The sequence below is a fragment of the Sphingopyxis sp. YF1 genome (genome assembly GCF_022701295.1).
In the GTDB taxonomy this organism is placed as follows: Bacteria; Pseudomonadota; Alphaproteobacteria; order Sphingomonadales; family Sphingomonadaceae; genus Sphingopyxis.
In genome coordinates this window covers 617,356-639,861 of record NZ_CP033204.1, presented here as the reverse complement: position 1 = coordinate 639,861, position 22,506 = coordinate 617,356, and the positions used below count along the sequence as shown (strand labels likewise).

Here is a 22,506-nt window from a genome sequence, read left to right as displayed (position 1 = left end):
CCCCGGACAATGATACTTATTGACAAATTATGTCCAAACGTCAGAAACGGGACTCAACGATATGGAGCGGTGCGAACGCCGTGCCGATTGGCCGAGGAGAGAGATATGCCGCAGACGGTCGCGGTGCCGGACAATGTTCCGGCCGAACTGGTGGTCGATTTCGATTTCTACACGCTGGCCGGCAAGGCCGAGGATATCCAGCTCGCGTGGGCCGAGCTGCACAAGGGACCCGACATCGTCTGGACCCCGCACTACGGCGGCTACTGGATCGCGACCCGCGCCGAAGATATCAAGGTGATGCAGGTCGACCACGACCATTTCAGCCACAATGAATTCGACATTCCGCTCAACCCCGACCGGGTGAAGTCGATCCCGCTGTCGCTCGATCCGCCGCAGCACACCCCCTACCGCAAGCTGCTGATGGCCGGCTTCACGCCCGCCAAGGTCAAGCAATATTCGGAAGTCGCGCGCGACACCGCCAGGGATCTGGTGGCGAAGCTCAAACCGCGCGGCGAATGCGAGTTCATCGACGAATTCGCCAAGGTTCTGCCGATCAACGTCTTTCTGACGATGATGGGCCTGCCGCTGGAGGATCGCGACTTCCTGCTCCCCCGTGCCGAGATCGCGGTGCGCAGCAACGACGTCGATCTCAAGACGCGAACCCAGATGGAACTCGCGGGCTATCTGATGGGGCATATCGAAAGCCGCAAGGCGACCCCGCAGGACGATCTGCTCGGCATGATCGTGAACGGCGAGGTCGAGGAACGGCCGCTGACCCCGCACGAGATCATGGCGATGTCGCTGCTCGTGCTGGTCGGCGGTCTCGATACCGTCGCGTCGCAATTGGGCTTCGTTGCGCATTTCCTTGCAAAGAACCCCGGTCATCGCCGCGAACTGGTCGACAATCCGAAGTTGATCCAGACCGCCTGCGAGGAATTCCTGCGTCGCTACGGCCTGCCCAACACCGCGCGGCAGCTGACGATGGATTATGATTACAAGGGGATACGCTTCAAAAAGGGCGACATGATCCAGATGCCGAAGTGCCTCTATGGCCTCGACGACCGGATCAATGCGGATCCGACGGTGGTCGATTTCCACCGCAAGCCTTCGGAGATCAAGCACGCCGCCTTCGGCGCCGGGCCGCACGTCTGCCCCGGCAATGTGCTCGCGCGGCGCGAACTGATCGTTTTCCTCGAGGAATGGCTGCCCGCAATCCCCGATTTCGAGCTCGACCCCGCCCGCCCCCCGGTCTTCGCCGCGGGCAGCGTCAATGGCGTCGACAAGCTCTATCTGAAATGGGCGGTGCAGTGAGCACCGTCGACGACAGCGGCGTCCGTACCGCGATCCGTTCCGCGATCGACGCGGGGCATGAGCAGGCGGTGCATGTCGTCGCCTATCACGGCGGGCGGCAGGTCATCGACGTCTGGGACGGCCTCGCCGCCCCCGCTTCGGGACGCCGGGCCGCCGCCGATACGCTCTACAACGTCTATTCGGTGACCAAGGCGGTCGCCGCGACCGCGCTCCACATTCAGGCCGAGCGCGGCCATCTCGATTATGACGCGCCGATCGCCGACTATTGGCCCGAATTTGCGCAGAACGGCAAGGCGGCGGCGACGGTGCGCCACGCACTCACCCACCGTGCCGGCGTTCCACTGATGCCCGAGGGCGTAACCCCGGAAAAAATGTGCGACTGGAACTATATGACCGGCGCGATCGCCGCGATGGAACCGCTCGCGCCGCCGGGCGAAAAGACGCTCTATCAGTCGATGACCTTCGGCTGGATCGTCGGCGAGATCGTTCGCAGGAGCGATCCAAAGGGCCGCGACTTCCGCCAGTTCGTGCTCGACGAAATCAACGCGCCGCTGGGCCTTCGGGACCTGTGGATCGGCATCCCCGACGACGTCGCCGACCGCGTCGCGGTCATGTCGAACCGCAACGAAAACGACCCGCCGCCACCCGCCGCGACGCTCTACGCGCGTTCGATGCCCTCGGCGGTCGACCTCGTTCCGCCCGTCTTCGCGCGGCCCGATGTGCAGCGCGCCACGATCGCCGGTGTCGGCGGTATCTTCAACGCCCGCGACGAAGCGCGCTTCTGGGCGATGCTCGCGGGGGGCGGTGAACTGGACGGCGTGCGCCTCCTCTCTGCCGCCCGCGTCGCCGGCTTTTCGAATATCCGCGACAATGGCGACGAACCCGATCCGGTGATGTTCGGCATCCCGATCCCGATCAGCACGGGCGGCTACTGGCTCGGCGGTCCCCGCGTCAGCAGCCCGCGCGCGATCTGGCATCCCGGCGCCGGCGGCTCGCTCGGCTGGGCCGACCCCGACCAGAATCTCGCCGTGGCCGTGTGCCACAACCGCATGTTCAACGCGCGCGATCCCAAGGACGATCCGATCCTGCCGATCTCGCAAGCCGTCGTCGCCGCGCTCGGCCTGGAGTGGAAATCATGACCGTCATGCCCCGCCTCGAAGATCTTGAGGACAAGAGCTTCGATCCCTTCCTGATCGAGAAACTGTCGACCGGCGACTGCCCCGATCCTTATCCGCGCATCCACGAACTGCGCGAACAGGGTCCGGTGGTCGAGGGCAGCTATCGCAAGCAGTTCACCGACGTCCCCGACGTCCAGATGGGGCATCTGCCGCAGGTGATGGTGCTCGGCTACGACGCCGTGATGAAGGTGCTGACCCAGCCCGAAATCTTCCGCAACAAGGAGGCGTTCGAGCATAATCTCGGGCGCTCCTTCGGCAACACCATCACCGTGATGGACGCGCCGATCCACACCCGATACCGCAAGATTTTCCAAAAGGCCTTCCTGCCCCAAGTCGTTGCGCAATGGGGCGAAACCGTCGTCGATCCGGTGGTGAACCGGCTGATGGGCGAATTTCTGGGTCGCGGCGAGGCCGACCTGATCGAGGAATTCACCCACCATTATCCGTTCCAGGTCATCTATGCGCAGGTCGAACTCGACCCGGCGCAGGCGCCGGTGTTCCACAAGCTCGCGATCGCGCAGATTCTCTCGTCGATCGGCGCGCCGCAGGGGCCCGAAGCGAGCACCAAGCTCGGAACCTTCTTCGGCGCGCTGCTCGCCGAAAAGCGCCGCAACCCCGGCACCGACCTGATCAGCCACCTCGCCACGGTCGAGGCCGACGGTGAGCGGCTGCCCGACGATGTGCTCATCTCCTTCCTCCGCCAGTTGATGAACGCGGGCGGCGACACCACCTATCGCGGGACGAGCGTGCTGCTCACCGGGCTGCTCACCCATCCCGACCAGCTCGCGGCGGTGACCGCGGACCGCAGCCTGATCCCGCAGGCGATCGACGAGGCCCTGCGCTGGGAGGGGCCCGTTTCCTCGACCTTCCGCTACGCCGCACAGGATACCGAGATCGAGGGCGTGCCGATCAAGGCGGGCACCTATATCAACACCGTGCTCGCCTCGGCGAACCGCGACCCGCGCAAGTTCGAAAACCCCGACAAATTCGACATCTTCCGCAGCCGCTCGACCCGCCATGTCGCCTTCGCCAGCGGCCCGCATCTGTGCATTGGCCAGCATCTCGCGCGCGTCGAGATGACCCGCGCGCTCAACGCGATCCTCGACAAATTGCCGAACCTGCGGCTCGCCCCCGACAAGCCGGCACCCGCGATCAAGGGGCACCTGCTGCGCGTGCCCGAACATCTGTGGGTCAGGTTCGACCGCTGACCGGAGGGCCGCTGCGATGAAGAAATGGATGTGCATGAACTGCGGCTGGATCTACGAGCAGGAACTCGGCGACCCGGCCGGCGAGATCGAACCCGGCACCGCGTGGGAAGACATTCCCGACGACTGGAAGTGCCCCGACTGCGGCGCGCTGAAGGCCGAATTCGACATGGTCGAGATCTGACGCGATGGGACCGTTCGACTATATCATCGTCGGCGCCGGTTCGTCGGGCTGCGTGCTCGCCGAACGGCTGAGCCGCAGCGGCCGCCACAAAATCCTCGTCATCGAAAGCGGCCCCGTCGATTCGAGTCCGTTGATCGACATGCCGCGCGGCTTCGGCAAGACGCTGATGGATCCGTCGCTGACCCACGCCTATGTCGCGAAAAAGACCGGCGGCCACAACGAACCCGAATATTGGGTGCGCGGCAAGACGCTCGGCGGATCGAGTTCGCTCAACGGCATGGTCTATGTCCGCGGCCAGCCGAGCGACTATGACGAATGGGATTGCGACGGCTGGCGCTGGGCCGACCTCAAGCCGCATTTCAAGGCGCTCGAAAATCACCAGCTCGGCGCCTCCGACATGCGCGGCAGCGGCGGCCCGCTCAACATCACCATCCATCCGACGAAGCTGCCGGTGCTCGAGGCGATGATCGCCGCCGCCGCCGAAATGGGCGTGCCCACCGCCGCCGACCTCAATGCGCTCGACGGTCCGGGTTTCGGTTATCAGCCGCGCAACATCTGGAAGGGCAGGCGCCAGAGCGCCGCCAAGGTCTTCCTGCGCCCCGCGATGGCGCGTCCCAACGTCACCGTCATCACCGACACCGACGTGCTGCGCCTGACGCATACGGGCAAGCGCATCACCGGGGTCCGCATCCGCGGCGCCGACGGCGAACGCGACATCGCGGCGACGGAGGTGATCCTCAGCGCCGGCGCGCTCAATTCCCCTACCCTGCTCCAGCGCTCGGGCATCGGCCCCGCCGCGCACCTCAAGAGCGTCGGGGTCGAGATACTGCACGACGCCCCCGGCGTCGGCCACAACATGCGCGAGCATCGCCTGCTCCGCGCGCAATACCGCCTGCGCGAGGGCAGCGAGAATGCCGCCTTCCAGGGCGCCGGCCTCTATCTCAGCGCGCTGCGCTATTTCCTCTTCAAATCGGGCCCGCTGACCTCGGCGGCGTTCGAGGTCGGCGGTTTCATCCGCACCGAACCGGGCAGCGGCCGCCCCGACGCCCAGCTCGGCATGGGGCCGATGTCGATCGACACCAGCACCCCCGGCCTGTCGCTGCACGACTTTCCCGGCGCGATGTGCGGCGGCTATGTCATGCGTCCCGAAAGCCAGGGCAGCATCCTGATCGGTGGACCCGACATCGCGACCCCCGCGATCATCGATCCCAATTATCTCGCGACCGAATACGACCGCCGCGTCTCGGTCGCGCTCTTCCGTTTCATCCGCGCGATGTTCACCCAGCCCGCGCTCGCCCCTTTCGTCGTCGCGGAGATCGACCCGAGCGCCGGCATCGAGCGCGACGACGAGATCATCGACGCCTATCACCGCATCGGCGGCGCGGGCTATCACGCCGCGGGCACCTGCCGCATGGGCGACGACGCGGCGTCGGTCGTCGACACGCGGCTGCGCGTGCGCGGGGTCGAGGGGCTGCGCGTCGTCGACATTTCGGTGATGCCGTCGCTGGTGTCGGGCAACACCAACGCTCCCGCGATGGCAATGGCCTCGCGCGCCGGCGACCTGATCCTCGCCGACGCCGGCTAATCGCGCCGGCCGTTCGCCCGCCTAGTGCAGATGCTGCAGCTTGTCGGGGTTGCGCACGACATAGATTGCGACGATCTTGCCGTCCTCGATCTCGAGCGCGGTCGTCTGGACCTCGCCATCGGCTTCGCGCGTGATGAAACCCGGCAGGCCGTTGATCGTACCGGTGCGGACCAGCGTCGAGCCATATTTTCCGAACAGCACCGCCAGGCTGCGATGCAGCTTGAGCACCGTGTCGAAGCCGAGGATCGGCCGGTCGGCGGCGGGCCGCTTGCCGCCCCCGTCGGACCACATGCCGACGTCGGCCGCAAGCAGCGCGCCCAAAGCCTGCATGTCGCCGCTGCGCGAGGCGGCGAAAAAGGCGTCGGCGATCTCCAGCCCCTTTTCCCTTTCGAGCCGGTAGCGCGGGCGTGCCTCACGGACGTGCGCGCGCGCCCGCGCGGCAAGCTGGCGCGTCGCCGCGGCGTCGCGGCCGATCGTCGCCGCGACCTCGTCGAAGCCCACCCCGAAGACGTCGTGGAGCAGAAAGGCGGCGCGTTCGAGCGGCGACAGCCGTTCGAGCGCGAGCATCAGCGGCAGCGTGACATCGTCCTCGTCGGCCTCTTCTTCGAGCAGCGGCTCGGGAAGCCAGGGCCCGACATAGGTCTCGCGGGTGCGCCGCGCCGACTTGAGCTGGTCGAGGCAGAGCCGCGTCACCGTGCGGCGGAGGAACGCCGCGGGTTCGCGCACTTCGCGGCGGTCGGTGGCGAGCCAGCGGAGAAAGGCATCCTGCACCGCATCCTCGGCATCGGCGACCGACCCCAGCATGCGATAGGCCACGCGCGTGAGCAGCGGACGCAGCGGGTCGAAACTCGCCGCCGCGTCGCTGTTGCCCGGGTCGTCGCGGATACCGTCAAAGCGCATCAGGCCGCCTTTGCCGCAGGCATGTCGTACCAAAGGTCGAAACCGACCGCGAGGCGGTTCCAGCCGTTGATGACGTTGATCATCAAGGTCAGCTTCACCTGTTCCTCCGGCGTAAAATGCGCTTCGAGCGCGGCCTTCGCACCCTTGTGTGTGTGCCCTTCGGACAGGCGGGTCAAGGCGTCGGTCCACGCCAGCGCGGCGCGCTCGCGGTCGCTATAGACCGGCGCCTCGTGCCACGCCGCGAGCAGATAGAGGCGCTGTTCGGTCTCGCCCGCCGCGCGGGCCTCGGTCGTGTGCATGTTGATGCAGTTCGCACAGCCGTTGAGGATCGACGCGCGGATCTTGACCAGCTCGATCAGGCTTTTCTCGAGGCTCTCCTGCACCGCGAGCGACGTGCCCATCCACTGCTTCATCAGCTGCGGCGCGGCGGCGAAGGGGTCGGTTACCTTGGTCATGGCGTGTCTCCTTTGGTGAACATGCCGACATGACGAAACAGGGCGGGCGCGTGTGACATGCCGCGCAAAAAACCCCGCGCGGCACCTGCTTTTTTTGAAACCCGGCCGCGCTCCGTGAAACGCTCCGTTTCGGACAATATGCTTTGACGGGCCGCCAAGCTGGATTAGCATCGCGCATCATCGGCAAAGGGGGATCGGATCATGAAGTTTCTCGATGGTTTCACCGAACAGGCCTATGCGCTGCTGCGCATCGTCGCCGGCCTGTTGTTCCTCGCGCACGGCGTGCAGAAATTCCTCGACTTCCCGGCACCCTTTCCGATGCCGCTCAACCCGATGCTCACCGCCGCAGGCGCGATCGAACTGATCGCAGGCGGGCTGATCGTCCTCGGCCTGTTCACCCGCCCCGCCGCCTTCGTCGCCAGCGGCATGTCGGCGGTCGGCTATTGGGTCGCACACGGCACGCAAAGCCCCTACCCGATCGTCAACGGCGGCGAGACGATCGCACTCTATTGCTTCATCTTCCTGTTCATTGCGACGCGCGGCGCGGGCATCTGGAGCGTCGAGGGCGCGACGAAAAAATAGCCTGTGTGCCCGGTCACTGACCGCGCGCAAAACGCGCGGCAATGGGCCGGCTCATGAGCAAGAAGCAGCCCGCCAAAGACCATCTCTATTCGGTCGGAACCACCGCCTCGCTGCGCTGGGCGGGGGCAAAGGGCAAGGTCGCACACGTCGAGGTCGCGACCTATGCCGACCCGACGATCACCATCCAGGGCGAGAAGCGCGGCTGCATCGAATTTCCCGTGTCCGACATCCGCTGGATGCGCGCGGGAAAGGAATTTGGCAGGACGACCCATTGGCGCACCGTGATCGCACGCGAGCGCGGCTCCGACATCGTCTTCGACGGCAGCTGGTCGGGCGACTATCCCGACCTCGTGCTGCACATCGCCGAGGAAATGGAAGCGCTCGGCCGTTTCGACCGCGTGCAGCGCGGGCTGCGCGGATGGGAGAATCTCGCCCATCTCCTCATCTTCGGCGGCATCTGCCTGATGCTGCTTTACGCACCCTATGACACGTGGCGTCTCTATGGCGCCGACTGGAAGCCGGGCGCCTACGCGATCTGGGGCGGCTTCGCGCTCCTCCCCCTGATCGGGCTGATCTACGTCGTCGGCACCTGGTGGCGCTGGTACCGCCCGCGCCGTGTGCGCGACTGGGAAGATCTGGAACGCGTGCTCGTCTGACCTCGCGCAGGCCGGTCGCGGCACGCCGACGCCCTGTGCCCGACGGACCGCTCGCGGGAGGAGCGGCAGCAAACGACCGATTGTGGACACTCTTCTCCCCTCCCGCTTGCGGGAGGGGTCGGGGGTGGGCAGCGGCGTCGCGATGGCCCACCCCGCTGCGGCTAGCCGGCTAGCCGGCAAGCCTCGCTGCCCCTCCCGCACGCGGGAGGGGAAACCGGTTCGCCACTCAGTCGGCTGCTTCCCACCCCATTTCGGAAGCCACCTGCCGGTGCGACACCCATGTCAGCATACGACCGATTGCGGCCGCTCTTCTCCCTTCCCGCTTGCGGGAGGGGTCGGGGGTGGGCAGCGGCGTCGCGATGGCCCACCCCGCTGCGGCTAGCCAGCAAGCTGGCAAGCCTCGCTGCCCCTCCCGCGTGCGGGAGGGGAAACCGGTTCGCCACTCAATCGGCAGCTTCCCACCCCGAAACCGTCACCCGCCGAAACAATCGCCATCGACACGGCAAAAATGAGGGCACCCCTTTCGGAACGCCCCCGAAGTTGCGGGCTTCACATGGTGAAGGCTTCAAAGCTTGCGCGTATTTCCCTCGATCAACCGCTTCGCCTCGGAAATGGCCTTGGCGGTGGTCAGCTTCTTTTCCTGGACCTCGTCGGCCATTTCGAGCAGGCGGCCGCTGATCACGGTGCCGGTATCGGCCTTTTCGTCGATCGCGATACCGCCCTTGGCCTGTGCAACGCGGTCCCATTCGGCGCGCACCGCGGCCCAATATTCCTTCGTCGCGGCCCAATAATCGTCGGCGGCCTTCACGTCATACTGGTCGTATTTGATATAGGTGTTGAGGACATATTCCTGGACGATCGGCACCAGCTTGCCGTCCTTCGTGCCCATCTTGGTATTGTCCTGCCAGTGGACCCAACCGTCAGGCGAGGGCTGATGGCGGTTGATCGACAGATAGCGGTCGTACACCGGACCCCGCACGGCGTCGCGGCGCGCGAGCGGACGCCATGTCCAGTTCGAGCGCCAGCGACGGACGCCGCCCTGCGTTTCGAACTGCCCCCAGCCCCCGTAACGCGGGCTGTCGTCGACCTGCCAGACGGTCTGCGACCAGCGACCGGTGCGCATGCGCTCAGGGACATCTTCCCACGCCCACGCGTTGCGGTCCGAATAGACCAGCAGCTTCGCGGGTTCATATTCCCAGTCCTGGCGCCAATGCTTGATGATCATGCTTTTGTCGTCGTCACCCGTGATGACGAGCATATGCTGGAGCACGATCTTGCGCCCGGTGTCCTCGATCACCCGGACGACCTCGTTGCCACCCGATCTTTTGGGTTCGAGGACCTCGTAACCCGGATCCCAGCGCGTTGATTCCTGCATGTTGAAGCTGACGCGGTAATTGCCCGCCATCGCAAGGATGTCGGCGCGGTCCTGTTCGAAATTCGCCGCGGCGGCTTCGGCCGCGATCGGCGGGTGGGCGGAGGCCGCAACGGGCAGCGCAGCGGTGAGCAGCAACAGGCCGGCGGCGATTCTACGACAGGATTTCATCGGTGCAGTCCTTTTCATCTTCAGAAGCGGAAGCTGAGCGACACGCTCGCGTTGCGGCCCGGCTGGGTATAGGCGTCGGCAATCACCGCGATCGGCAGCGTCTGCCCCCCGATGACGGTCGTGTTGGCGAGCCCGCGCGCGTCGCTCCACCAGCTGTATTTCTTGTCGAGGATGTTGAAGACGCCGCCGCGCAGCGTCAGCCCGTCGGCCAGCCGCACAAAGGCGGTCGCGTCGAGGATCGTGAAGCCGTCGGGGCGATAGCCGTCCGCCGTCCGCGACGCTTCCTTGCGCGCGCTGTGCGTCATGATCAGCTGGCCGCCGAAGCGTCCCTGCCGCTGGCGATAGCCGACCCCGGCAACGAGCTTGAGCGGGTCGATCGATTCGAGCGGCGTGCGCAGGCCGGCGGGGTCGATCACGTCACCCTTGGCATAGGATAGGGCGAGCGTCGTATACAGGCCGGACGACGCTCGCCCCTCGAACCGCGCCTCGGCCCCTTTGACCCGGACGCGATCGAGATTCACGAATTGAAAGATGGCGGGATCGTTCGGCAGGAAATTGCCGCTCACCCGTTCCTGGCTGATGAAATCCTTGTAGCGCGACGAAAAACCGGTGACATCGAGGCTGATCGCGTCGTTCGAGAAGCGGATGCCGCCCTCGACGCTCGTGCTGCGTTCGGGACCAAGGTCGGGGTTCGGGATCGAGGTATAGCCCGACGCGAGGTTCGAGAAGAACTGGTTCACCTGCCCCGGTTCGGGCGCCTTGAACCCGGTCGCATAGTTGGCGAACAGGCGAACCGCGTCGGTGAGCTTCCACACCGCGCCGAATTTAGGCGACAGGCGCGAGCCGTCCTGCTTGGCGCCGGCAAAGGCGGGCAGCAGCGGGTCGTCGTCGGGCGACAGGTCGTACCAGTCGAAGCGCAGCGCCGGATAGAGCAGCAGGCGGCCGTCGGCGACCGATATCTCGTCGCCGACGAACAGCCCCGCGCGGGTGAAATCGGTGCTCGGGAAGGCGCGCACGGGGAAGGTTTCGCCAAAGGGCGGGACGGTGCCGTCGCGCAGGCCGCGCTGGCGCGTCTTGCTGATGTCGCCGCCGAAGACGAGGCGATGCGCGACTCCGCCAGTCGTGAAGTCGGCGCGGGCGTCGGCCGCGGCGCCGATGACGCGGTTCTCGAAGGTGTTGAGGCGCGTGCGGTCGGCGGCGGGAGTGCGATCTTCCTCGGTATATTGCCGGTCCTCGCCGTCCTGCCAGTAAAGCGCGACACGCGCGAAATCGATCGCCCCCTCGCCCTCCCAGCTCCAGTCGAGCGAGACGCGCTTGCGCTCGCCGGTGTCGAAGCCTTCGAGCCGGTCGACGCTCGCGGTGACGACGCCGGCCGGGGTGCGCGTCGCCGTCACGCCGGTGAGGCCGTTGGTGTAGAGGCGGGTGTCGAGATATTCGCCGGTCAGGCGCAGCTTGTGGCCGTTGGCGGGGTCGTAGACGATGCGCGCGAGCGCGGCGTCCGACCGGCCGTCCTGCGGATTGGGAAGCGTGCGCAGCGGGCCGCTGGTCGCGTCCTTCCCCGAGGTGCCAGTGACGGGTCCGAGCAGGATGCCGCCGGCGACTTTGCCTTTGTTGTCAAGTTCCTGATAATCGCGGCGGGTATAGGCGGCCATCACCGACCAGTCGCCGCTGCGCCCCGCGAGGATCGCGGTTTCGCTGAACTCCTGGTCGGCGCTGCTGTATCCCGCGCGGAGCAGGCCGCCGACGGCCTTGCCGCCCTGAAGGAAGTCGGCGGGGTCGCTGGTGATGAAGCTGACCGCGCCGGCAAGGCCGTCGCTGCCGTAGAGCGCCGACGACGGCCCGCGCAGGATCTCGACCGACTTGACGAGACCAAGGTCGACATAATCGCCGCGCCCCGACGCCTGCGCGCCAAAGCTGAAACCGTCGGGGACGCGCACGCCGTCGACCTGGATCAGCACGCGGTTGCCGCCGATGCCGCGGATGTTGAAGCTGTCGTTGCCCGCGCGGCCGGTCGCGCCGAGCGCCGCGCCGAAGCGTGCGGGTTGGCGCTGGACGCTGACCCCGGGTTCGAAACGGACGAGGTCGCGGATGTCGGTGACAAGTTCGTCGGCGATCTGCTCGTCATTCTTCACCGTGATGGTGATCGGAACATCCTCGGCCTTCACCGCGGTGCGCGTCGCGGTGACGACGATCTGGCTCTTGCGCTGAGCCCAATATTCGCCGTCATCGTCCTGCGCCGCCGCGGGCTGCGCGAGCGCCGCAAGAGCCAGGCCGACCGCGGTTCCGGCGGCAAGACGGGTGGCGGACGATGAACGCGAACTGGTCAATGAATTTCCCCTTATATGATTGCGACTGACTCGCAATAGCGATCCTCTAGGGGTGCAATTCACGGGGGTCAAGCATTATGCTATTGCGACTCGTTTGCTATAATTCGATCCCCGAGGCTACGCTGCGCGGCACTTTCGCCAACATCCGGACGGTTGCCCAATGCGCCGCCCCGCGGCATGATGGCGGCGGGGGAAAAGACCGATGCCGCCAGAGGTCTTCATCAGCTATTCGTCAAAGGACCGCACCGTCGCGAACATGGTGTGCGCGCTGCTCGAAGAGCGCGGACGGCGCTGCTGGATCGCGCCGCGCGACATCGTCCCCGGCGCCTCGTGGGGCGAGGCGATCATCGACGGGCTGAAGGGCGCGAGCGTCTTTGTCCTCGTCTTTTCGCGCCACGCCAACAGCTCGCCGCAGATATTGCGCGAGGTCGAGCGCGCGGTGCACCTCGGCCTGCCGATCATCCCCTTCCGCATCGAGGAAGCGATGCCCGAGCGCAGCCTTGAATATTTCATGAGCGTGCCGCACTGGCTCGACGCACTGTCGCCGCCGGTCGAGGATCATATCGCGCGACTGGGCGACGTCGTCGAACAACTCATCACCGGCCCGCGCGGTGACTATGTCCCCCGAAAGCCACGGGGCGCAAAAAGCCTGAGCTGGAACAATGCGCTGGTTCGCGCCGGCGTCGGCGGCGCGGTGCTCGCGCTGCTGCTGCTCGCCGCATGGTTCGGCGGGCTCGCACCGCCGGATTCGCCGGTCGGCTGGCTGACCGCGCTGCTCGTACTCGTCGTTCCGGCGGGCGCGGTCGCGAGTGGATCGATCAGGACGTGGACCAAGCGGAGCATGCAGGGCGCGCTGATTGCGCTGCTGCTCGCCGCCGCCGCAACCTATGGCTGGACGTCGTCGGCCTATCTCATCGCGGGCGAGAATGGCGCCCCGCTGGTGCGCGGCACCGAATGCACCCCTGACGCGAAGCTCGTCTTCGAGGAGGAATGCCCCGACCTTCCAGCCGATGCGCTCGCCGATGCCGCTTACGACGTTGCAGCCTTGTGGACCGCCGCATCGATCGGGCGGGTAAAGCTGATGCTCGCGGCGGCGTGGACGCTCGCGGCGCTGGCGGCAGCGCTGCTCGTCGCGGGGTGGCTCGGCGGACCACGGCGATTGAAACAGGAGGAGCCATGATGCGCAAACTATTGGCAACCGCCATTTTCCTGCCGTCGGCGGCGCTGGCGCAGACCCCGCCCGACGCCGCGGCACTGAAGGCGATCGAGGCCGCAGTGCCGGCGCAAAGCTGGTACCCCGAGGGCTATTACGACGTCCGCATCGCCGCCGAAGCCGACGAACAGGAGCGCAAGCGCCCCGCCGACGAACGAATCTTCGATTTCGACGACGGGCTCGGAAAACGCTTCGATGTCGTCGATTGCGGCGCCGAAGGGCATGACCCCGCCGAACTCGACCCGGCGAGCGCGCGCTACGGCTTCGTCGCAAGCGAAGTCGCGCGGCTACGCGCCGACTTCATCCGGCTGAAACTGCCGGCGGCGGCCTGGGCCGAACCTTTGCTCGCGTTCGAAAAGACCCAGATCGCCGAGGCCGCAAAGGCGAGCGAAGCCGAAATCTATGGCGTCGAAACCGCAGCAGCGGACGACGCGCCGATCGCCGACGACAGCATCAGCGAAGAGCCCGACAGCTATGCGCTGCTCGCTGCAGCGGTCGAGGCGAACCGCACGCGGCTCGCCCCCAGGGCTCCGAAGATCGTCGTCGAGGGCGGCTGCGGCGCGGGTGAAGGCGGCCCGGTGATCGTCCGGACCAGCCCGGCGGGCGGCGAGGTGCTGCTCGTCAACGCCTTTGCCTTCAAGGTGTGCACGCGCAAACAGCCCGACCCGTGGGACCGTTTCAAATGCAAATGGAACGAGATCGAGACCGGGGTCGAGAAGCAACTCGCAGGACGCTATGTCTACCAGGTCCGCTGGCCCGATGGGGCGATCCGCAAGGGCACGCGCGAAATCGTCCCCAATTATGACGAGGAAAGCGCGGTGACCGTGACCTTCAAGAAGAGCGGAAGCTGATCATGGACGGTCGCTGGATCGCGCTGGCGGTCGCCGCCACGGCGCCGGCGGGTGCGGCCGCGCAAACGGATGATCCGCCCGACGCGACCGCGCTGAAGGCGCTGGAAGCCGGCGTACCGCCGCAGAGCTGGTATCCCGACGGCTATTACGACCTGCGCATTGCCGCCGAAGCCGAAGCCGCAGAAAATCCGCGCGCGGCTGAACGGCTGGTGACGGCCATGCCCGACGCCGCAGGCAAGCTTCGCCCGCGCTACGACATCGTCGATTGCGCCCCCGACCACGCGGCCGCCGATAGCGGCGACGCGGCGACCCGGCGGCTGGGCGACCTCGCGCTCGAAGTCGCGCGACTGCGCCACGAGTTCGCGCGACTGACCTACCCCACCGCGGTCTATGCCGAACCGTTGCTGGCGTTCGAACGCGCCGGGATCAAGGCTGCGGATGCCGGCGATTATTCGACGCTTGCGACCGCAGCCGAAGCAAACCGGCAGCGGATCGCGCCGACGCTGCCCGCCATCGCCGCGCGCGCCAGTTGCAGCGCCGAGAAGGGCGCGGGTCCGATCCTGACCCGGGGCATCGGCGCGGCCCTGCCCACCCCGCGCCCCAGCGTCACCCTCGCGACCCAGCCCGCGACGGGTGAGGTGCTGCTGATCAGCGCCTTTGCCTTCAAGGTGTGCACGCGCAAGCAGCCCGACCCGTGGGACCGTTTCCAGTGCAAGTGGAACGAGATCGAGACCGGCGTGAAAAAGCCGCTGTCGGGGCGTTTCGTCTATCAGGTCAAATGGCCCGACGGGACGGTGCGCAAGGGCACCCGCGAGATCGTACCCGGGCCCGCGGCGACGGTGACCTTCAAGAAGACGGGGAGTTAGCTCCCCGGCCCTTCATAAGCCTCGACAATCCGCCCAACGATCGGGTGGCGGACGACGTCGGTGCTGGTGAAGCGGCTGACGTTGATCCCCTCGACCCCTTCCAGCCGCGCGACGGCATCGGCGAGCCCCGAGCTGGCGGGAAGCGGCAAATCGACCTGCTTGGGGTCGCCGCAGATCACCATGCGGCTGTTCATGCCGAAACGGGTGAGGAACATCTTCATCTGCGGGATGGTTGTGTTCTGCGCCTCGTCGAGAATGATGAAAGCATCGGCGAGCGTGCGCCCGCGCATGAAGGCGAGCGGCGCGATCTCGATTTCGCCCGAGGCGATGCGGCGCTCGACCTGTTCGGCGGGCAGGCAGTCGTGGAGCGCGTCGTAGAGCGGCCGCAGATAGGGATCGACCTTTTCCTTCATGTCGCCGGGCAGGAAACCGAGCTTTTCGCCTGCCTCGACCGCGGGGCGCGAGAGGATGAGGCGCTGGACGCTGCCGGTGATGAGCTGCGCCACCGCCTGCGCCACCGCCAGATAGGTCTTGCCGGTTCCCGCAGGACCGAGCGCAAAAATCACGTCGTCGCGCGCGAGCGCCTGCATATAGGGGACCTGCGACGGTGCGCGCGGGACGATCGTCTTCTTGCGCGTGCGGATCATCACCCTCGGCGCCTGTTCCTTTTCGTGCCGGATGATGCCGTCGAGCGTCGGCTGCGCCGACATCGCGATCACCCCGTCGACCATGCCGGCGTCCACTTCCTGCCCCTGTTCGATGCGGGTGTAGAGATCGACGAGCACATCGCGCGCGCGCGCCGCGGCTTCGGCCTCGCCCTCGATCTGAACGCGGTTACCGCGCGCCGAGATATAGACGCCGAGGCGGTTTTCGATCGCGACGAGATTGCGGTCGAACTCACCGAACAGGATGCCCAGCAGTTGCGTTCGCTCGAACTCCGCGGTCAACCGGACGCGGTCGCCAGGTTCGGCGGGGGTTGCGGCGAGCGGGCGTTTGGACACGTGGGCAGGGCTCCTAGGCTGGCTTGGGCAATGTAATTCGCTGGTGCCGAACTTGTCGAAGCCCATTCCTCCTTGCGGAGGTTTGAACAAAGAACGGTCCTTCGACAAGCGCGGGACAAACGGTGGTCGGGGTATCGGGTCGCACTAAGCGACGGCTTCCATCAGCGGTTCGGCCGCGAGGCTGTTCGGTCCCGCCGAGACGATGCGCACGTCGACCATGTCGCCGATCTTCAGGCCCGGCGCGATGACATGCACCGACTGGAGCCAGGGCGACTTGCCGATGAGCTGGCCGTCGAGCTTGCCCCTGCGCTCGAGGAGCAGACGCGTGGTGCGGCCGACCATCGCTTCGTTGAACGCCTGTTGCTGTTCGTTGAGCAGCGCCTGCAGACGCTGGAGGCGGTCGTTCATCACCGCTTCGTCCACCTGATCCCCCATCGTCGCCGCGGGCGTGCCGGGACGGCGCGAATATTTGAAGCTGTACGCCATCGCATAGCTGGTGGCGCGGACGATATCGAGCGTCGCCTGAAAATCCTCTTCGGTTTCGCCGGGGAAACCGACGATGAAATCCCCCGAGATCGCTATGTCGGGGCGTACGGCGCGCACGCGCTCAATGACGCGCAGATAGGAATCGACGCTGTGGCTGCGGTTCATGGCGGCGAGAATGCGGTCGCTGCCCGCCTGTACCGGCAGATGGAGGAAGGGCATCAGCTTGTCGATCTCGCCATGCGCGGCGATGAGCCCGTCGGTCATGTCGTTGGGGTGGCTGGTCGTGTAGCGGATGCGTTCGAGCCCGTCTTCGCGCGCGAGTTCGCGGATCAGCCCGTCGAGGCCGATCGCCCGGCCCCGCTCGTCCTCACCGTCCCAGGCATTGACGTTCTGGCCGAGCAGGGTGATCTCGCGCGCGCCGCCCGCGACAAGCGCGCGCGCCTCGGTGACCAGGTCGGCGAAGGGGCGGCTGATCTCGGCGCCGCGCGTATAGGGCACGACGCAATAGGTGCAGAATTTGTCGCAGCCTTCCTGCACGGTCAGGAAGGCCGTCGGGCGCTGGCCGCCAGCGCGCTTCGGCAGCGCGCCGAACTTGCTGTCGAGCGGCATATCGAGGTCGACCGCCTTTTCACCCTTCGCGGCGCGCGCGATCAGGTCGGGCAGGCGGTGGTAGGCCTGCGGTCCGACGACAACGTCGACCGAGGGAGCACGCCGGGCGATCTCGGCGCCCTCGGCCTGCGCGACGCAGCCGGCGACCGCGATCGTCGGACGGCTGCCGTCGGCGCGTTTCAGCCGCCCGATGTCCGAATAGACTTTTTCAGCCGCCTTTTCACGAATGTGGCACGTGTTGAGCACGACAAGGTCGGCGTCGGCCCCCTCGGCGGCGGCGACATAGCCCTCGGCGCCCAGCATCTCGGCCATCCGTTCGCCGTCATAGACGTTCATCTGGCAGCCGAAGGATTTGACGTGGAAAGTCTTGGAAGAGGTGTTCGGAGTCTCGGATTTCATCGGCGCGCTATAGGCGATGGAGCGGCGCGGCGGAAGGGCGTGCCGCGGCGAGCTGCGCGAGGATCGCGCTACGCGCCGCTTCGTTGATCACCTTGCGATCGCGCTCGGCCTCGTCGGGCAGCGGGTCGAGATAGTGGATCGTCAGTGCGATCGGCCGCTTGCGCGCGAGGAGCCGCTTGAAATTGTCGAGCCCGGATTCGGGATCGAGCCACGCGATGTCGCTCGCCTCCTCGCCGTAATCGAGAAAAACGGGCTGGACCTGCAAGTCGGGCGGGGTCGGGATGATCGCCTGGAACAGCGAAGCGCGAAAGGGCAGCAAGCCGTCGCCGGGGCCGGTCGTACCCTCCGGAAAGAGCGTCACCGGGCGGCCGCGCGCCAGTGCTTCGCGCAGGCTGTTCGCCTGATTGTGGATCTCGCGCTTCGCCTCGCGCTGGACATAGATGGTGTGGTTCTGATCGGCGAGCCAGCCGACGAGCGGGGTCGTCCCGACCTCGGCCTTGGACACGAAGGCCGAGCGCGCCGCGCCGCCGAGCGCCAATATGTCGAGCCAGCTGACATGGTTCGAGACGAACAGAACGTCGCGGCGGAGCCGCTTGCCCGTCGTGCGGATGCGCAGCCCGGCAATCCAGCCGACGGCATTGAGGAAGGCCATGACCATCGGTGACGGACGGCCGACCGCGCGGTAACAAAGATGGGGAACGATCAGGAAGAGCAACGCCAGCACCATCAGGGCCAGGCGTGCGGCGACGCGCCAGGTTATCCGGGCGGCGTCAGCCCTTGTCGCGATCGAGGGAGACACCATAAAGCTCCATGCGGTGGTCGACGAGGCGGAAACCGAGGCGTTCGGCGATGACTTTCTGCAACGCTTCGAGCTCGGGGTCGACGAATTCGATCACCTTGCCGGTCTCGACGTCGATCAGATGGTCGTGATGCGCCTCGGGCGCTGCTTCGTAGCGCGAGCGGCCGTCGCCGAAGTCGTGGCGGTCGAGGATGCCGGCTTCTTCGAACAATCGCACGGTGCGGTAGACGGTCGCGATCGAAATGCCGCTGTCGACCTTGGACGCGCGCTCATACAGCGTCTCGACGTCGGGATGATCCTGCGAATCCGAGATCACGCGCGCAATGATGCGGCGCTGTTCGGTGATGCGGAGCCCCTTTTCATGGCAAAGAGCTTCGAGATCGATGGTACCGGACATGCGGGCCTTTCCTGCGAAACGCAGTCGTTTCTTTGTTCTTGATTCTGTATAGGGTCACCCCGCGCATAGGACAAGGGCGGCACCGAACGGCACCGCCCTTCCCGGCCCGTTCGGGCCCTTGCTGCGGGTGGCGGTCAGGCCGCTTTCTTGCGCTTGCGCCCGCCGCCGCGCCCCTTGGTGCCGAGGCCAATTTCCTTGGCCAGCGCACGGCGCCGTTCGGCATAATTGGGGGCGACCATCGGATAGTCGGCAGGCAGGCCCCATTTGGCGCGATAATCGTCGGGGGTCATGCCGTAATGCGTCATCAGATGCCGGCGCAGCATCTTGAGCTTCTTACCGTCTTCGAGGCAGACAATGTAGTCGGGCTTGACCGACGTCCGCACAGAGACCGCGGGAACCGGCTTTTCTTCCTCGACCGGCTGGCTGCCGAGATTCGAGAGCGCGGCGTGGACATTGTTGATCAATATCGAAAGATCGGAAATCGCGACGCTATTGTTGCTGACATGCGCCGCGACGATGTCTGCGGTCAATGTGACCAGCATTTCGCTGGTATCGGCTTGTTCCGACATGGACAGTTTCCTTTTTTATGTACCCAGAAGGTGAACGGCGTGCATTTGGACCCTTCATTCATCCGGTCGAGATACTGCCATTCTGGCAGCATTGTCGCAAGCTCTATCACCTAGTTGACGACGGAGCGGCGCATTGTAATCGCATCGCGGATCACACCGTCATCGCCGCGATAATAGTCCTTGCGACGACCGCATTCAGAAAAACCGCACCGCTCATAGAGATGAACGGCATCGTTGTCAGCGCGCATTTCGAGGAAATAGTCTTCGGCCCCTTCGCCGGCCGCCCATCCCTGCCAGTCTGCCATCAGCCGCGCACCGACCCCGCGGCCGCGACGCGCCGGATCGACCGCGAGCAGGAGAAGTTCGCTTTCGGGCCCCGCGACGCGCGCCGCCGAAAAGCCGCACGGCACGTCGCCATCCCACGCGAGGCAGATGCGCGCCGACGGCAGCGCGAACAGCGTCAGCAACTGTGCACGGCTCCAGGCTTCGCCAAAAGCGGGGTCGAAGGCGGCGTCCATCACCCGCATCACCGCCGCAAGGTCGGCCACGCGCGCTTCGGCGAGGCGGATCGCAATGCTCATGTCGCCGCCATGGGCTTCGCGTCGGGGGCGCGGCCGTAGATCGGGCCGGGATCGCCAAAGATCGCACCGGGCGGCAGACGGAGAGCTGCGCGCGCGTCGGGCAGCATCGTCAGCGCCGTGCCGCTGCCGCGCTGCGCGACAAGGGCTTCGGCGCGATTGCCGACGACGAGCGCCTCGGAAAAGGCCGTCGCCGCGGCGGGCAGAAGCGACTGCACCGCGGCGAGCGGCGCAAGGTCGGGCGCGAAGGGCTGGACGAACCACTGGCCGTGACCGCCCTCCATGACGACGAGCGCGCCGCCGGCGCCTTCGATCGCATCGGCTGCGCCCGCCGCGACGAGCGCAAGGGTCGAGAAGCCGCGGACCGGCACGCCCCATCCGAGCGCGAGCGCGCGCGCCGCCGCGACGCCGATGCGTACCCCGGCAAAACTGCCGGGACCGCAGCCGACGAAGATTTCCGCCGCGCGGCCACCGCCCGCCAGTTCGGCGATCAGCGAGACGAGCCGCTCGGCGTGGCCGCGACCGAGCACGACGTGCCGAAAATCAACGACGCGGCCGTCCGCAACCAGCGCGACCGAACAGGCCTCGCTGGCGGAATCGATGACGAGGCGGCGGCGGCCGGCGTCAGGCGATGCGGTTGAAGCGGTCAAAGCCGGGGCGCGGGCTGCGCTCGAAGATGGTCGCCGCGTCGCCGTAACCGAGCGTCGCGATGAAATTGCTCTTCACGCTCGGTTGGCCGGCGAAGAATTCGGCGTCGACCGCATCGTTGGCGAAGCCCGACATCGGCCCGGTGTCGAGCCCAAGCGCCCGGGCGGCGAGAATGAAATAGCCGCCCTGCAGGCTCGAGTTGCGGAAAGCGGTGACCTTCGCGAGCTCGTCATTGCCCGCAAACCAGCTGCGCGCGTCGGTGTGCGGGAAGAGCTCGGGCAGGTTTTCGTAAAATTCGGTATCCATGCCGATGATCGCGGTGACGGGCGCCTGCAGGATCTTTTCGGCATTGGCGGGCATCGCGTGCGCCGCGAGCCGCCGCTTCGCGTCGTCGCTCGCGCACCAGACGATCCGCGCGGGCAGGCAATTGGCGCTGGTCGGCCCGAATTTCATCAGCTCCCAGATCGCGTGCAGCTGGGCCTCCGACACCGGCCGGTCGGTATAGCCATTATAGCTGCGTGCGGCACGGAACAGCTGGTCGAGGGCCTGGTCGGAAAGCGGCTCGCTCATCGGATCATTCTCCAGGGATGGGGGTCAGACGGCGTGGACCGCGGTCACTTCGGGGACATAATGCTTGAGCAGCGATTCGATGCCGTTCTTGAGCGTGGCAGTCGACGAGGGACATCCCGCGCAGGCGCCCTGCATCTTGAGATACACATTGCCCTTGTCGAAACCACGGTAGACGATGTCGCCGCCGTCGTTTGCGACCGCGGGGCGCACGCGCGTCTCGATCAGTTCCTTGATCTGCTCGATGATGTCGGCGTCGGCCGGATCGTCGGCGAAGCCGCCCTCGTCCTCGCCCGGAACGCTGATCCCCGCGGCGCTCGCCGGGTGGAACAGCGGCATGTCGGCGAGGAAATGATCCATCACGATGCCGAGGATATCGGGCTTGACGTCGTTCCATTCGGCGCCGGGGGCGATCGTTACCGAAACGAAATCGCGGCCGAAGAAGACGCCGGTGACATCGCCGAGCGAGAAAAGCGCGGTCGCGAGCGGCGAGGCCTGTGCTTCTTCGGGGCTCGCAAAGTCGCGCGTCCCCGCGTCCATCACGGCCCGGCCGGGCAGGAATTTGCGCGTCGCGGGATTGGGCGTCGATTCGGTTTCGATCAGCATGGGGCGCATGTGGGACGCAATGACGCTTTGTGCAAGACGACACGCATGCGCTACGATCGAAAGATGCGTCGTTTCTCCCACTTTGCCGCGATCGACTGGTCGGGCGCGCGCGGCGAACGCCAGCGCGGCATCGCGCTCGCGGTCGCGAGCGGGACCGCGGCGCCGGTGCTGGTGCGGCCGGGGCACATCTGGTCGCGCGCCGAGATACTGGCGTGGCTCGAGGATACCGCCGCTTCGGGCGCCGACATGCTGATCGGCTTCGATTTTTCGGCCGCCTTCGCCTTTACCGACCGCGGCGCCTATTTCCCGCGCTGGCCCGACAGCCCGGCGGACATCGCCGCATTGTGGGCGCTGGTCGAACGGCTCGCCGCAGCCGATCCGCACCACGGGATTGCGTCCTTTCTCGCCCACCCCGAAGCCCGGCGGCATTTCCGCCACGGCCGCGGCGACACCGGCGACCTGTTCGAACCAGGCGCGGGACGACTGCGCGTGGTCGAACAGCACCAGCGTGCGACGCGGCAGGCGGCGAGCGTCAGCAACTTCAACCTCGTCGGCGCGGCGCAGGTCGGCAAGGCGAGCCTGACCGGCATGCGCCTGCTCCACCGGCTGCGCGGCCGCATACCGCTCTGGCCGCTCGACCCGGCACCCCGAACGGGGCCGCTGCTGGTCGAAATCTATACCAGCCTTGCAGCACGCGCCGCGGGGATCGGCGGCGGACGCAGCAAGATTCGCGAAGGCGGCGCGCTCGACGCGGCGCTCGCCGCACTGGGCTCGCCGGCGGTGGGCATCAGCGGCGCGGTCAGCGACCATGCGAGCGATGCGCTGCTCACGGCCGCCTGGCTACGCGCCATCGCGGGCGAGACCGGCTACTGGTCGCCCGCCCCGCTCACCGACGATCTGGCCCGGACCGAGGGCTGGACCTTCGGCATCCGCTGACGGGCCAGCACGCGCCCGCATTTTCCCTTGCGCCGGGTGTTTCCATCCCGCACCA

General features: G+C 66.7%; 24 protein-coding genes. 11 read left to right on the top strand and 13 right to left on the bottom strand.

Annotated elements, in window-relative coordinates:
* Nucleotides 1-105 precede the first annotated feature (105 nt).
* From EAO27_RS03205 to EAO27_RS03185, 5 genes are read left to right on the top strand one after another with little or no spacing between them, the layout of a single operon-like run.
* Nucleotides 106-1,311 (top strand): cytochrome P450, encoded by a 1,206-nt coding sequence (locus tag EAO27_RS03205; RefSeq protein WP_242777036.1) that lies wholly within the window; start codon nucleotides 106-108, stop codon nucleotides 1,309-1,311.
* Nucleotides 1,308-2,450 (top strand): serine hydrolase domain-containing protein, encoded by a 1,143-nt coding sequence (locus EAO27_RS03200; RefSeq protein ID WP_242777034.1) that lies wholly within the window; start codon nucleotides 1,308-1,310, stop codon nucleotides 2,448-2,450. Before EAO27_RS03205 ends, EAO27_RS03200 begins: the two co-directional genes overlap by 4 nt.
* Entirely contained in the window at nucleotides 2,447-3,697 is a 1,251-nt protein-coding gene (locus tag EAO27_RS03195; protein ID WP_242777032.1) for a cytochrome P450, read from the top strand. Before EAO27_RS03200 ends, EAO27_RS03195 begins: the two co-directional genes overlap by 4 nt.
* 16 nt (nucleotides 3,698-3,713) lie before the next feature.
* On the top strand, nucleotides 3,714-3,878 hold the full coding sequence (locus EAO27_RS03190; RefSeq protein ID WP_242777030.1) for a rubredoxin: 165 nt from the start codon (nucleotides 3,714-3,716) through the stop codon (nucleotides 3,876-3,878).
* Nucleotides 3,879-3,882: 4 nt separating this feature from the next.
* Nucleotides 3,883-5,463: a GMC family oxidoreductase N-terminal domain-containing protein gene (locus tag EAO27_RS03185; RefSeq protein WP_242777028.1), complete on the top strand. Its 1,581-nt coding sequence runs from the start codon at nucleotides 3,883-3,885 to the stop codon at nucleotides 5,461-5,463.
* Nucleotides 5,464-5,484: 21 nt separating this feature from the next.
* On the opposite strand, the gene EAO27_RS03180 is transcribed toward EAO27_RS03185, so the two are convergent.
* Nucleotides 5,485-6,363 (bottom strand): sigma-70 family RNA polymerase sigma factor, encoded by an 879-nt coding sequence (locus EAO27_RS03180; RefSeq protein WP_242777026.1) that lies wholly within the window; start codon nucleotides 6,361-6,363, stop codon nucleotides 5,485-5,487.
* Nucleotides 6,363-6,818 (bottom strand): carboxymuconolactone decarboxylase family protein, encoded by a 456-nt coding sequence (locus tag EAO27_RS03175; RefSeq protein WP_242777024.1) that lies wholly within the window; start codon nucleotides 6,816-6,818, stop codon nucleotides 6,363-6,365. The genes EAO27_RS03180 and EAO27_RS03175 overlap by 1 nt, the downstream gene beginning before the upstream one ends.
* 201 nt (nucleotides 6,819-7,019) lie before the next feature.
* Here EAO27_RS03175 and EAO27_RS03170 point away from each other — a divergent pair, with 201 nt between their 5' ends.
* Together EAO27_RS03170 and EAO27_RS03165 are read left to right on the top strand one after the other, a co-directional pair.
* The gene (locus EAO27_RS03170) at nucleotides 7,020-7,400 is read left to right on the top strand and encodes a DoxX family protein (protein WP_242777022.1); all 381 of its coding nucleotides are present in this window, start codon (nucleotides 7,020-7,022) and stop codon (nucleotides 7,398-7,400) included.
* Nucleotides 7,401-7,453: 53 nt separating this feature from the next.
* Nucleotides 7,454-8,056, top strand: coding sequence for a hypothetical protein (locus EAO27_RS03165; protein WP_242777020.1), 603 nt, complete (start codon nucleotides 7,454-7,456; stop codon nucleotides 8,054-8,056).
* Between the two features lie 565 nt (nucleotides 8,057-8,621).
* Here EAO27_RS03165 and EAO27_RS03160 read toward each other — a convergent pair.
* The gene (locus EAO27_RS03160; protein WP_242777018.1) at nucleotides 8,622-9,599 is read right to left on the bottom strand and encodes a DUF6607 family protein; all 978 of its coding nucleotides are present in this window, start codon (nucleotides 9,597-9,599) and stop codon (nucleotides 8,622-8,624) included.
* Between the two features lie 20 nt (nucleotides 9,600-9,619).
* Entirely contained in the window at nucleotides 9,620-11,926 is a 2,307-nt protein-coding gene (locus EAO27_RS03155) for a TonB-dependent hemoglobin/transferrin/lactoferrin family receptor (RefSeq protein ID WP_242777016.1), read from the bottom strand.
* Nucleotides 11,927-12,128: 202 nt separating this feature from the next.
* On the opposite strand from EAO27_RS03155, the gene EAO27_RS03150 reads away from it, so the two are divergent.
* Genes EAO27_RS03150 through EAO27_RS03140 form a run of 3 tightly spaced genes read left to right on the top strand, consistent with a single transcriptional unit; the run spans nucleotide 12,129 to nucleotide 14,856 of the window.
* Nucleotides 12,129-13,106 (top strand): toll/interleukin-1 receptor domain-containing protein, encoded by a 978-nt coding sequence (locus EAO27_RS03150; RefSeq protein ID WP_242777014.1) that lies wholly within the window; start codon nucleotides 12,129-12,131, stop codon nucleotides 13,104-13,106.
* Nucleotides 13,103-13,990, top strand: a complete 888-nt coding sequence (locus EAO27_RS03145; RefSeq protein WP_242777012.1) for a hypothetical protein — start codon at nucleotides 13,103-13,105, stop codon at nucleotides 13,988-13,990. Before EAO27_RS03150 ends, EAO27_RS03145 begins: the two co-directional genes overlap by 4 nt.
* Nucleotides 13,991-13,992: 2 nt before the next feature.
* Nucleotides 13,993-14,856 carry a hypothetical protein gene (locus EAO27_RS03140; RefSeq protein ID WP_242777010.1) on the top strand — a complete coding sequence of 288 codons (864 nt, stop codon included), beginning with the start codon at nucleotides 13,993-13,995 and terminating at the stop codon, nucleotides 14,854-14,856.
* Here EAO27_RS03140 and EAO27_RS03135 read toward each other — a convergent pair.
* From EAO27_RS03135 to EAO27_RS03095, 9 genes are all read right to left on the bottom strand, one after another.
* Nucleotides 14,853-15,857, bottom strand: a complete 1,005-nt coding sequence (locus tag EAO27_RS03135; RefSeq protein ID WP_242777008.1) for a PhoH family protein — start codon at nucleotides 15,855-15,857, stop codon at nucleotides 14,853-14,855. The genes EAO27_RS03140 and EAO27_RS03135 overlap by 4 nt on opposite strands.
* A gap of 144 nt (nucleotides 15,858-16,001) precedes the next feature.
* A complete protein-coding gene (gene miaB / locus EAO27_RS03130) occupies nucleotides 16,002-17,351 on the bottom strand; it encodes a tRNA (N6-isopentenyl adenosine(37)-C2)-methylthiotransferase MiaB (protein WP_242777006.1) in 1,350 nt (449 codons plus the stop codon).
* Nucleotides 17,352-17,358: 7 nt separating this feature from the next.
* A complete protein-coding gene (locus EAO27_RS03125; protein ID WP_242777004.1) occupies nucleotides 17,359-18,153 on the bottom strand; it encodes a lysophospholipid acyltransferase family protein in 795 nt (264 codons plus the stop codon).
* The gene (locus EAO27_RS03120; protein ID WP_242777002.1) at nucleotides 18,122-18,547 is read right to left on the bottom strand and encodes a Fur family transcriptional regulator; all 426 of its coding nucleotides are present in this window, start codon (nucleotides 18,545-18,547) and stop codon (nucleotides 18,122-18,124) included. The genes EAO27_RS03125 and EAO27_RS03120 overlap by 32 nt, the downstream gene beginning before the upstream one ends.
* 134 nt (nucleotides 18,548-18,681) lie before the next feature.
* Nucleotides 18,682-19,116 carry a MucR family transcriptional regulator gene (locus EAO27_RS03115; RefSeq protein WP_242777000.1) on the bottom strand — a complete coding sequence of 145 codons (435 nt, stop codon included), beginning with the start codon at nucleotides 19,114-19,116 and terminating at the stop codon, nucleotides 18,682-18,684.
* 110 nt (nucleotides 19,117-19,226) lie between these two features.
* Nucleotides 19,227-19,697 carry a GNAT family N-acetyltransferase gene (locus EAO27_RS03110; protein ID WP_242776998.1) on the bottom strand — a complete coding sequence of 157 codons (471 nt, stop codon included), beginning with the start codon at nucleotides 19,695-19,697 and terminating at the stop codon, nucleotides 19,227-19,229.
* A complete protein-coding gene (tsaB, locus tag EAO27_RS03105) occupies nucleotides 19,694-20,344 on the bottom strand; it encodes a tRNA (adenosine(37)-N6)-threonylcarbamoyltransferase complex dimerization subunit type 1 TsaB (RefSeq protein ID WP_242776996.1) in 651 nt (216 codons plus the stop codon). Before tsaB ends, EAO27_RS03110 begins: the two co-directional genes overlap by 4 nt.
* A complete protein-coding gene (locus tag EAO27_RS03100; RefSeq protein WP_242776994.1) occupies nucleotides 20,319-20,912 on the bottom strand; it encodes a malonic semialdehyde reductase in 594 nt (197 codons plus the stop codon). Before EAO27_RS03100 ends, tsaB begins: the two co-directional genes overlap by 26 nt.
* 24 nt (nucleotides 20,913-20,936) lie before the next feature.
* Nucleotides 20,937-21,515 (bottom strand): NifU family protein, encoded by a 579-nt coding sequence (locus tag EAO27_RS03095; RefSeq protein WP_242780414.1) that lies wholly within the window; start codon nucleotides 21,513-21,515, stop codon nucleotides 20,937-20,939.
* A 63-nt stretch (nucleotides 21,516-21,578) separates the two neighbouring features.
* On the opposite strand from EAO27_RS03095, the gene EAO27_RS03090 reads away from it, so the two are divergent.
* Nucleotides 21,579-22,451 carry a hypothetical protein gene (locus tag EAO27_RS03090; protein ID WP_242776992.1) on the top strand — a complete coding sequence of 291 codons (873 nt, stop codon included), beginning with the start codon at nucleotides 21,579-21,581 and terminating at the stop codon, nucleotides 22,449-22,451.
* Nucleotides 22,452-22,506: the final 55 nt, after the last annotated feature.

Coding starts and splice junctions, on each gene's coding strand:
- EAO27_RS03205 (WP_242777036.1), top strand. CDS start 106: ATGCCGCAGACGGTCGCGGTGCCGGACAATGTTCCGGCCGAACTGGTG.
- EAO27_RS03195 (WP_242777032.1), top strand. CDS start 2,447: ATGACCGTCATGCCCCGCCTCGAAGATCTTGAGGACAAGAGCTTCGAT.
- EAO27_RS03190 (WP_242777030.1), top strand. CDS start 3,714: ATGAAGAAATGGATGTGCATGAACTGCGGCTGGATCTACGAGCAGGAA.
- EAO27_RS03185 (WP_242777028.1), top strand. CDS start 3,883: ATGGGACCGTTCGACTATATCATCGTCGGCGCCGGTTCGTCGGGCTGC.
- EAO27_RS03180 (WP_242777026.1), bottom strand. CDS start 6,363: ATGCGCTTTGACGGTATCCGCGACGACCCGGGCAACAGCGACGCGGCG.
- EAO27_RS03175 (WP_242777024.1), bottom strand. CDS start 6,818: ATGACCAAGGTAACCGACCCCTTCGCCGCCGCGCCGCAGCTGATGAAG.
- EAO27_RS03170 (WP_242777022.1), top strand. CDS start 7,020: ATGAAGTTTCTCGATGGTTTCACCGAACAGGCCTATGCGCTGCTGCGC.
- EAO27_RS03165 (WP_242777020.1), top strand. CDS start 7,454: ATGAGCAAGAAGCAGCCCGCCAAAGACCATCTCTATTCGGTCGGAACC.
- EAO27_RS03160 (WP_242777018.1), bottom strand. CDS start 9,599: ATGAAATCCTGTCGTAGAATCGCCGCCGGCCTGTTGCTGCTCACCGCT.
- EAO27_RS03150 (WP_242777014.1), top strand. CDS start 12,129: ATGCCGCCAGAGGTCTTCATCAGCTATTCGTCAAAGGACCGCACCGTC.
- EAO27_RS03145 (WP_242777012.1), top strand. CDS start 13,103: ATGATGCGCAAACTATTGGCAACCGCCATTTTCCTGCCGTCGGCGGCG.
- EAO27_RS03140 (WP_242777010.1), top strand. CDS start 13,993: ATGGACGGTCGCTGGATCGCGCTGGCGGTCGCCGCCACGGCGCCGGCG.
- miaB (WP_242777006.1), bottom strand. CDS start 17,351: ATGAAATCCGAGACTCCGAACACCTCTTCCAAGACTTTCCACGTCAAA.
- EAO27_RS03125 (WP_242777004.1), bottom strand. CDS start 18,153: ATGGTGTCTCCCTCGATCGCGACAAGGGCTGACGCCGCCCGGATAACC.
- EAO27_RS03120 (WP_242777002.1), bottom strand. CDS start 18,547: ATGTCCGGTACCATCGATCTCGAAGCTCTTTGCCATGAAAAGGGGCTC.
- EAO27_RS03115 (WP_242777000.1), bottom strand. CDS start 19,116: ATGTCGGAACAAGCCGATACCAGCGAAATGCTGGTCACATTGACCGCA.
- EAO27_RS03110 (WP_242776998.1), bottom strand. CDS start 19,697: ATGAGCATTGCGATCCGCCTCGCCGAAGCGCGCGTGGCCGACCTTGCG.
- EAO27_RS03100 (WP_242776994.1), bottom strand. CDS start 20,912: ATGAGCGAGCCGCTTTCCGACCAGGCCCTCGACCAGCTGTTCCGTGCC.
- EAO27_RS03095 (WP_242780414.1), bottom strand. CDS start 21,515: ATGCTGATCGAAACCGAATCGACGCCCAATCCCGCGACGCGCAAATTC.
- EAO27_RS03090 (WP_242776992.1), top strand. CDS start 21,579: ATGCGTCGTTTCTCCCACTTTGCCGCGATCGACTGGTCGGGCGCGCGC.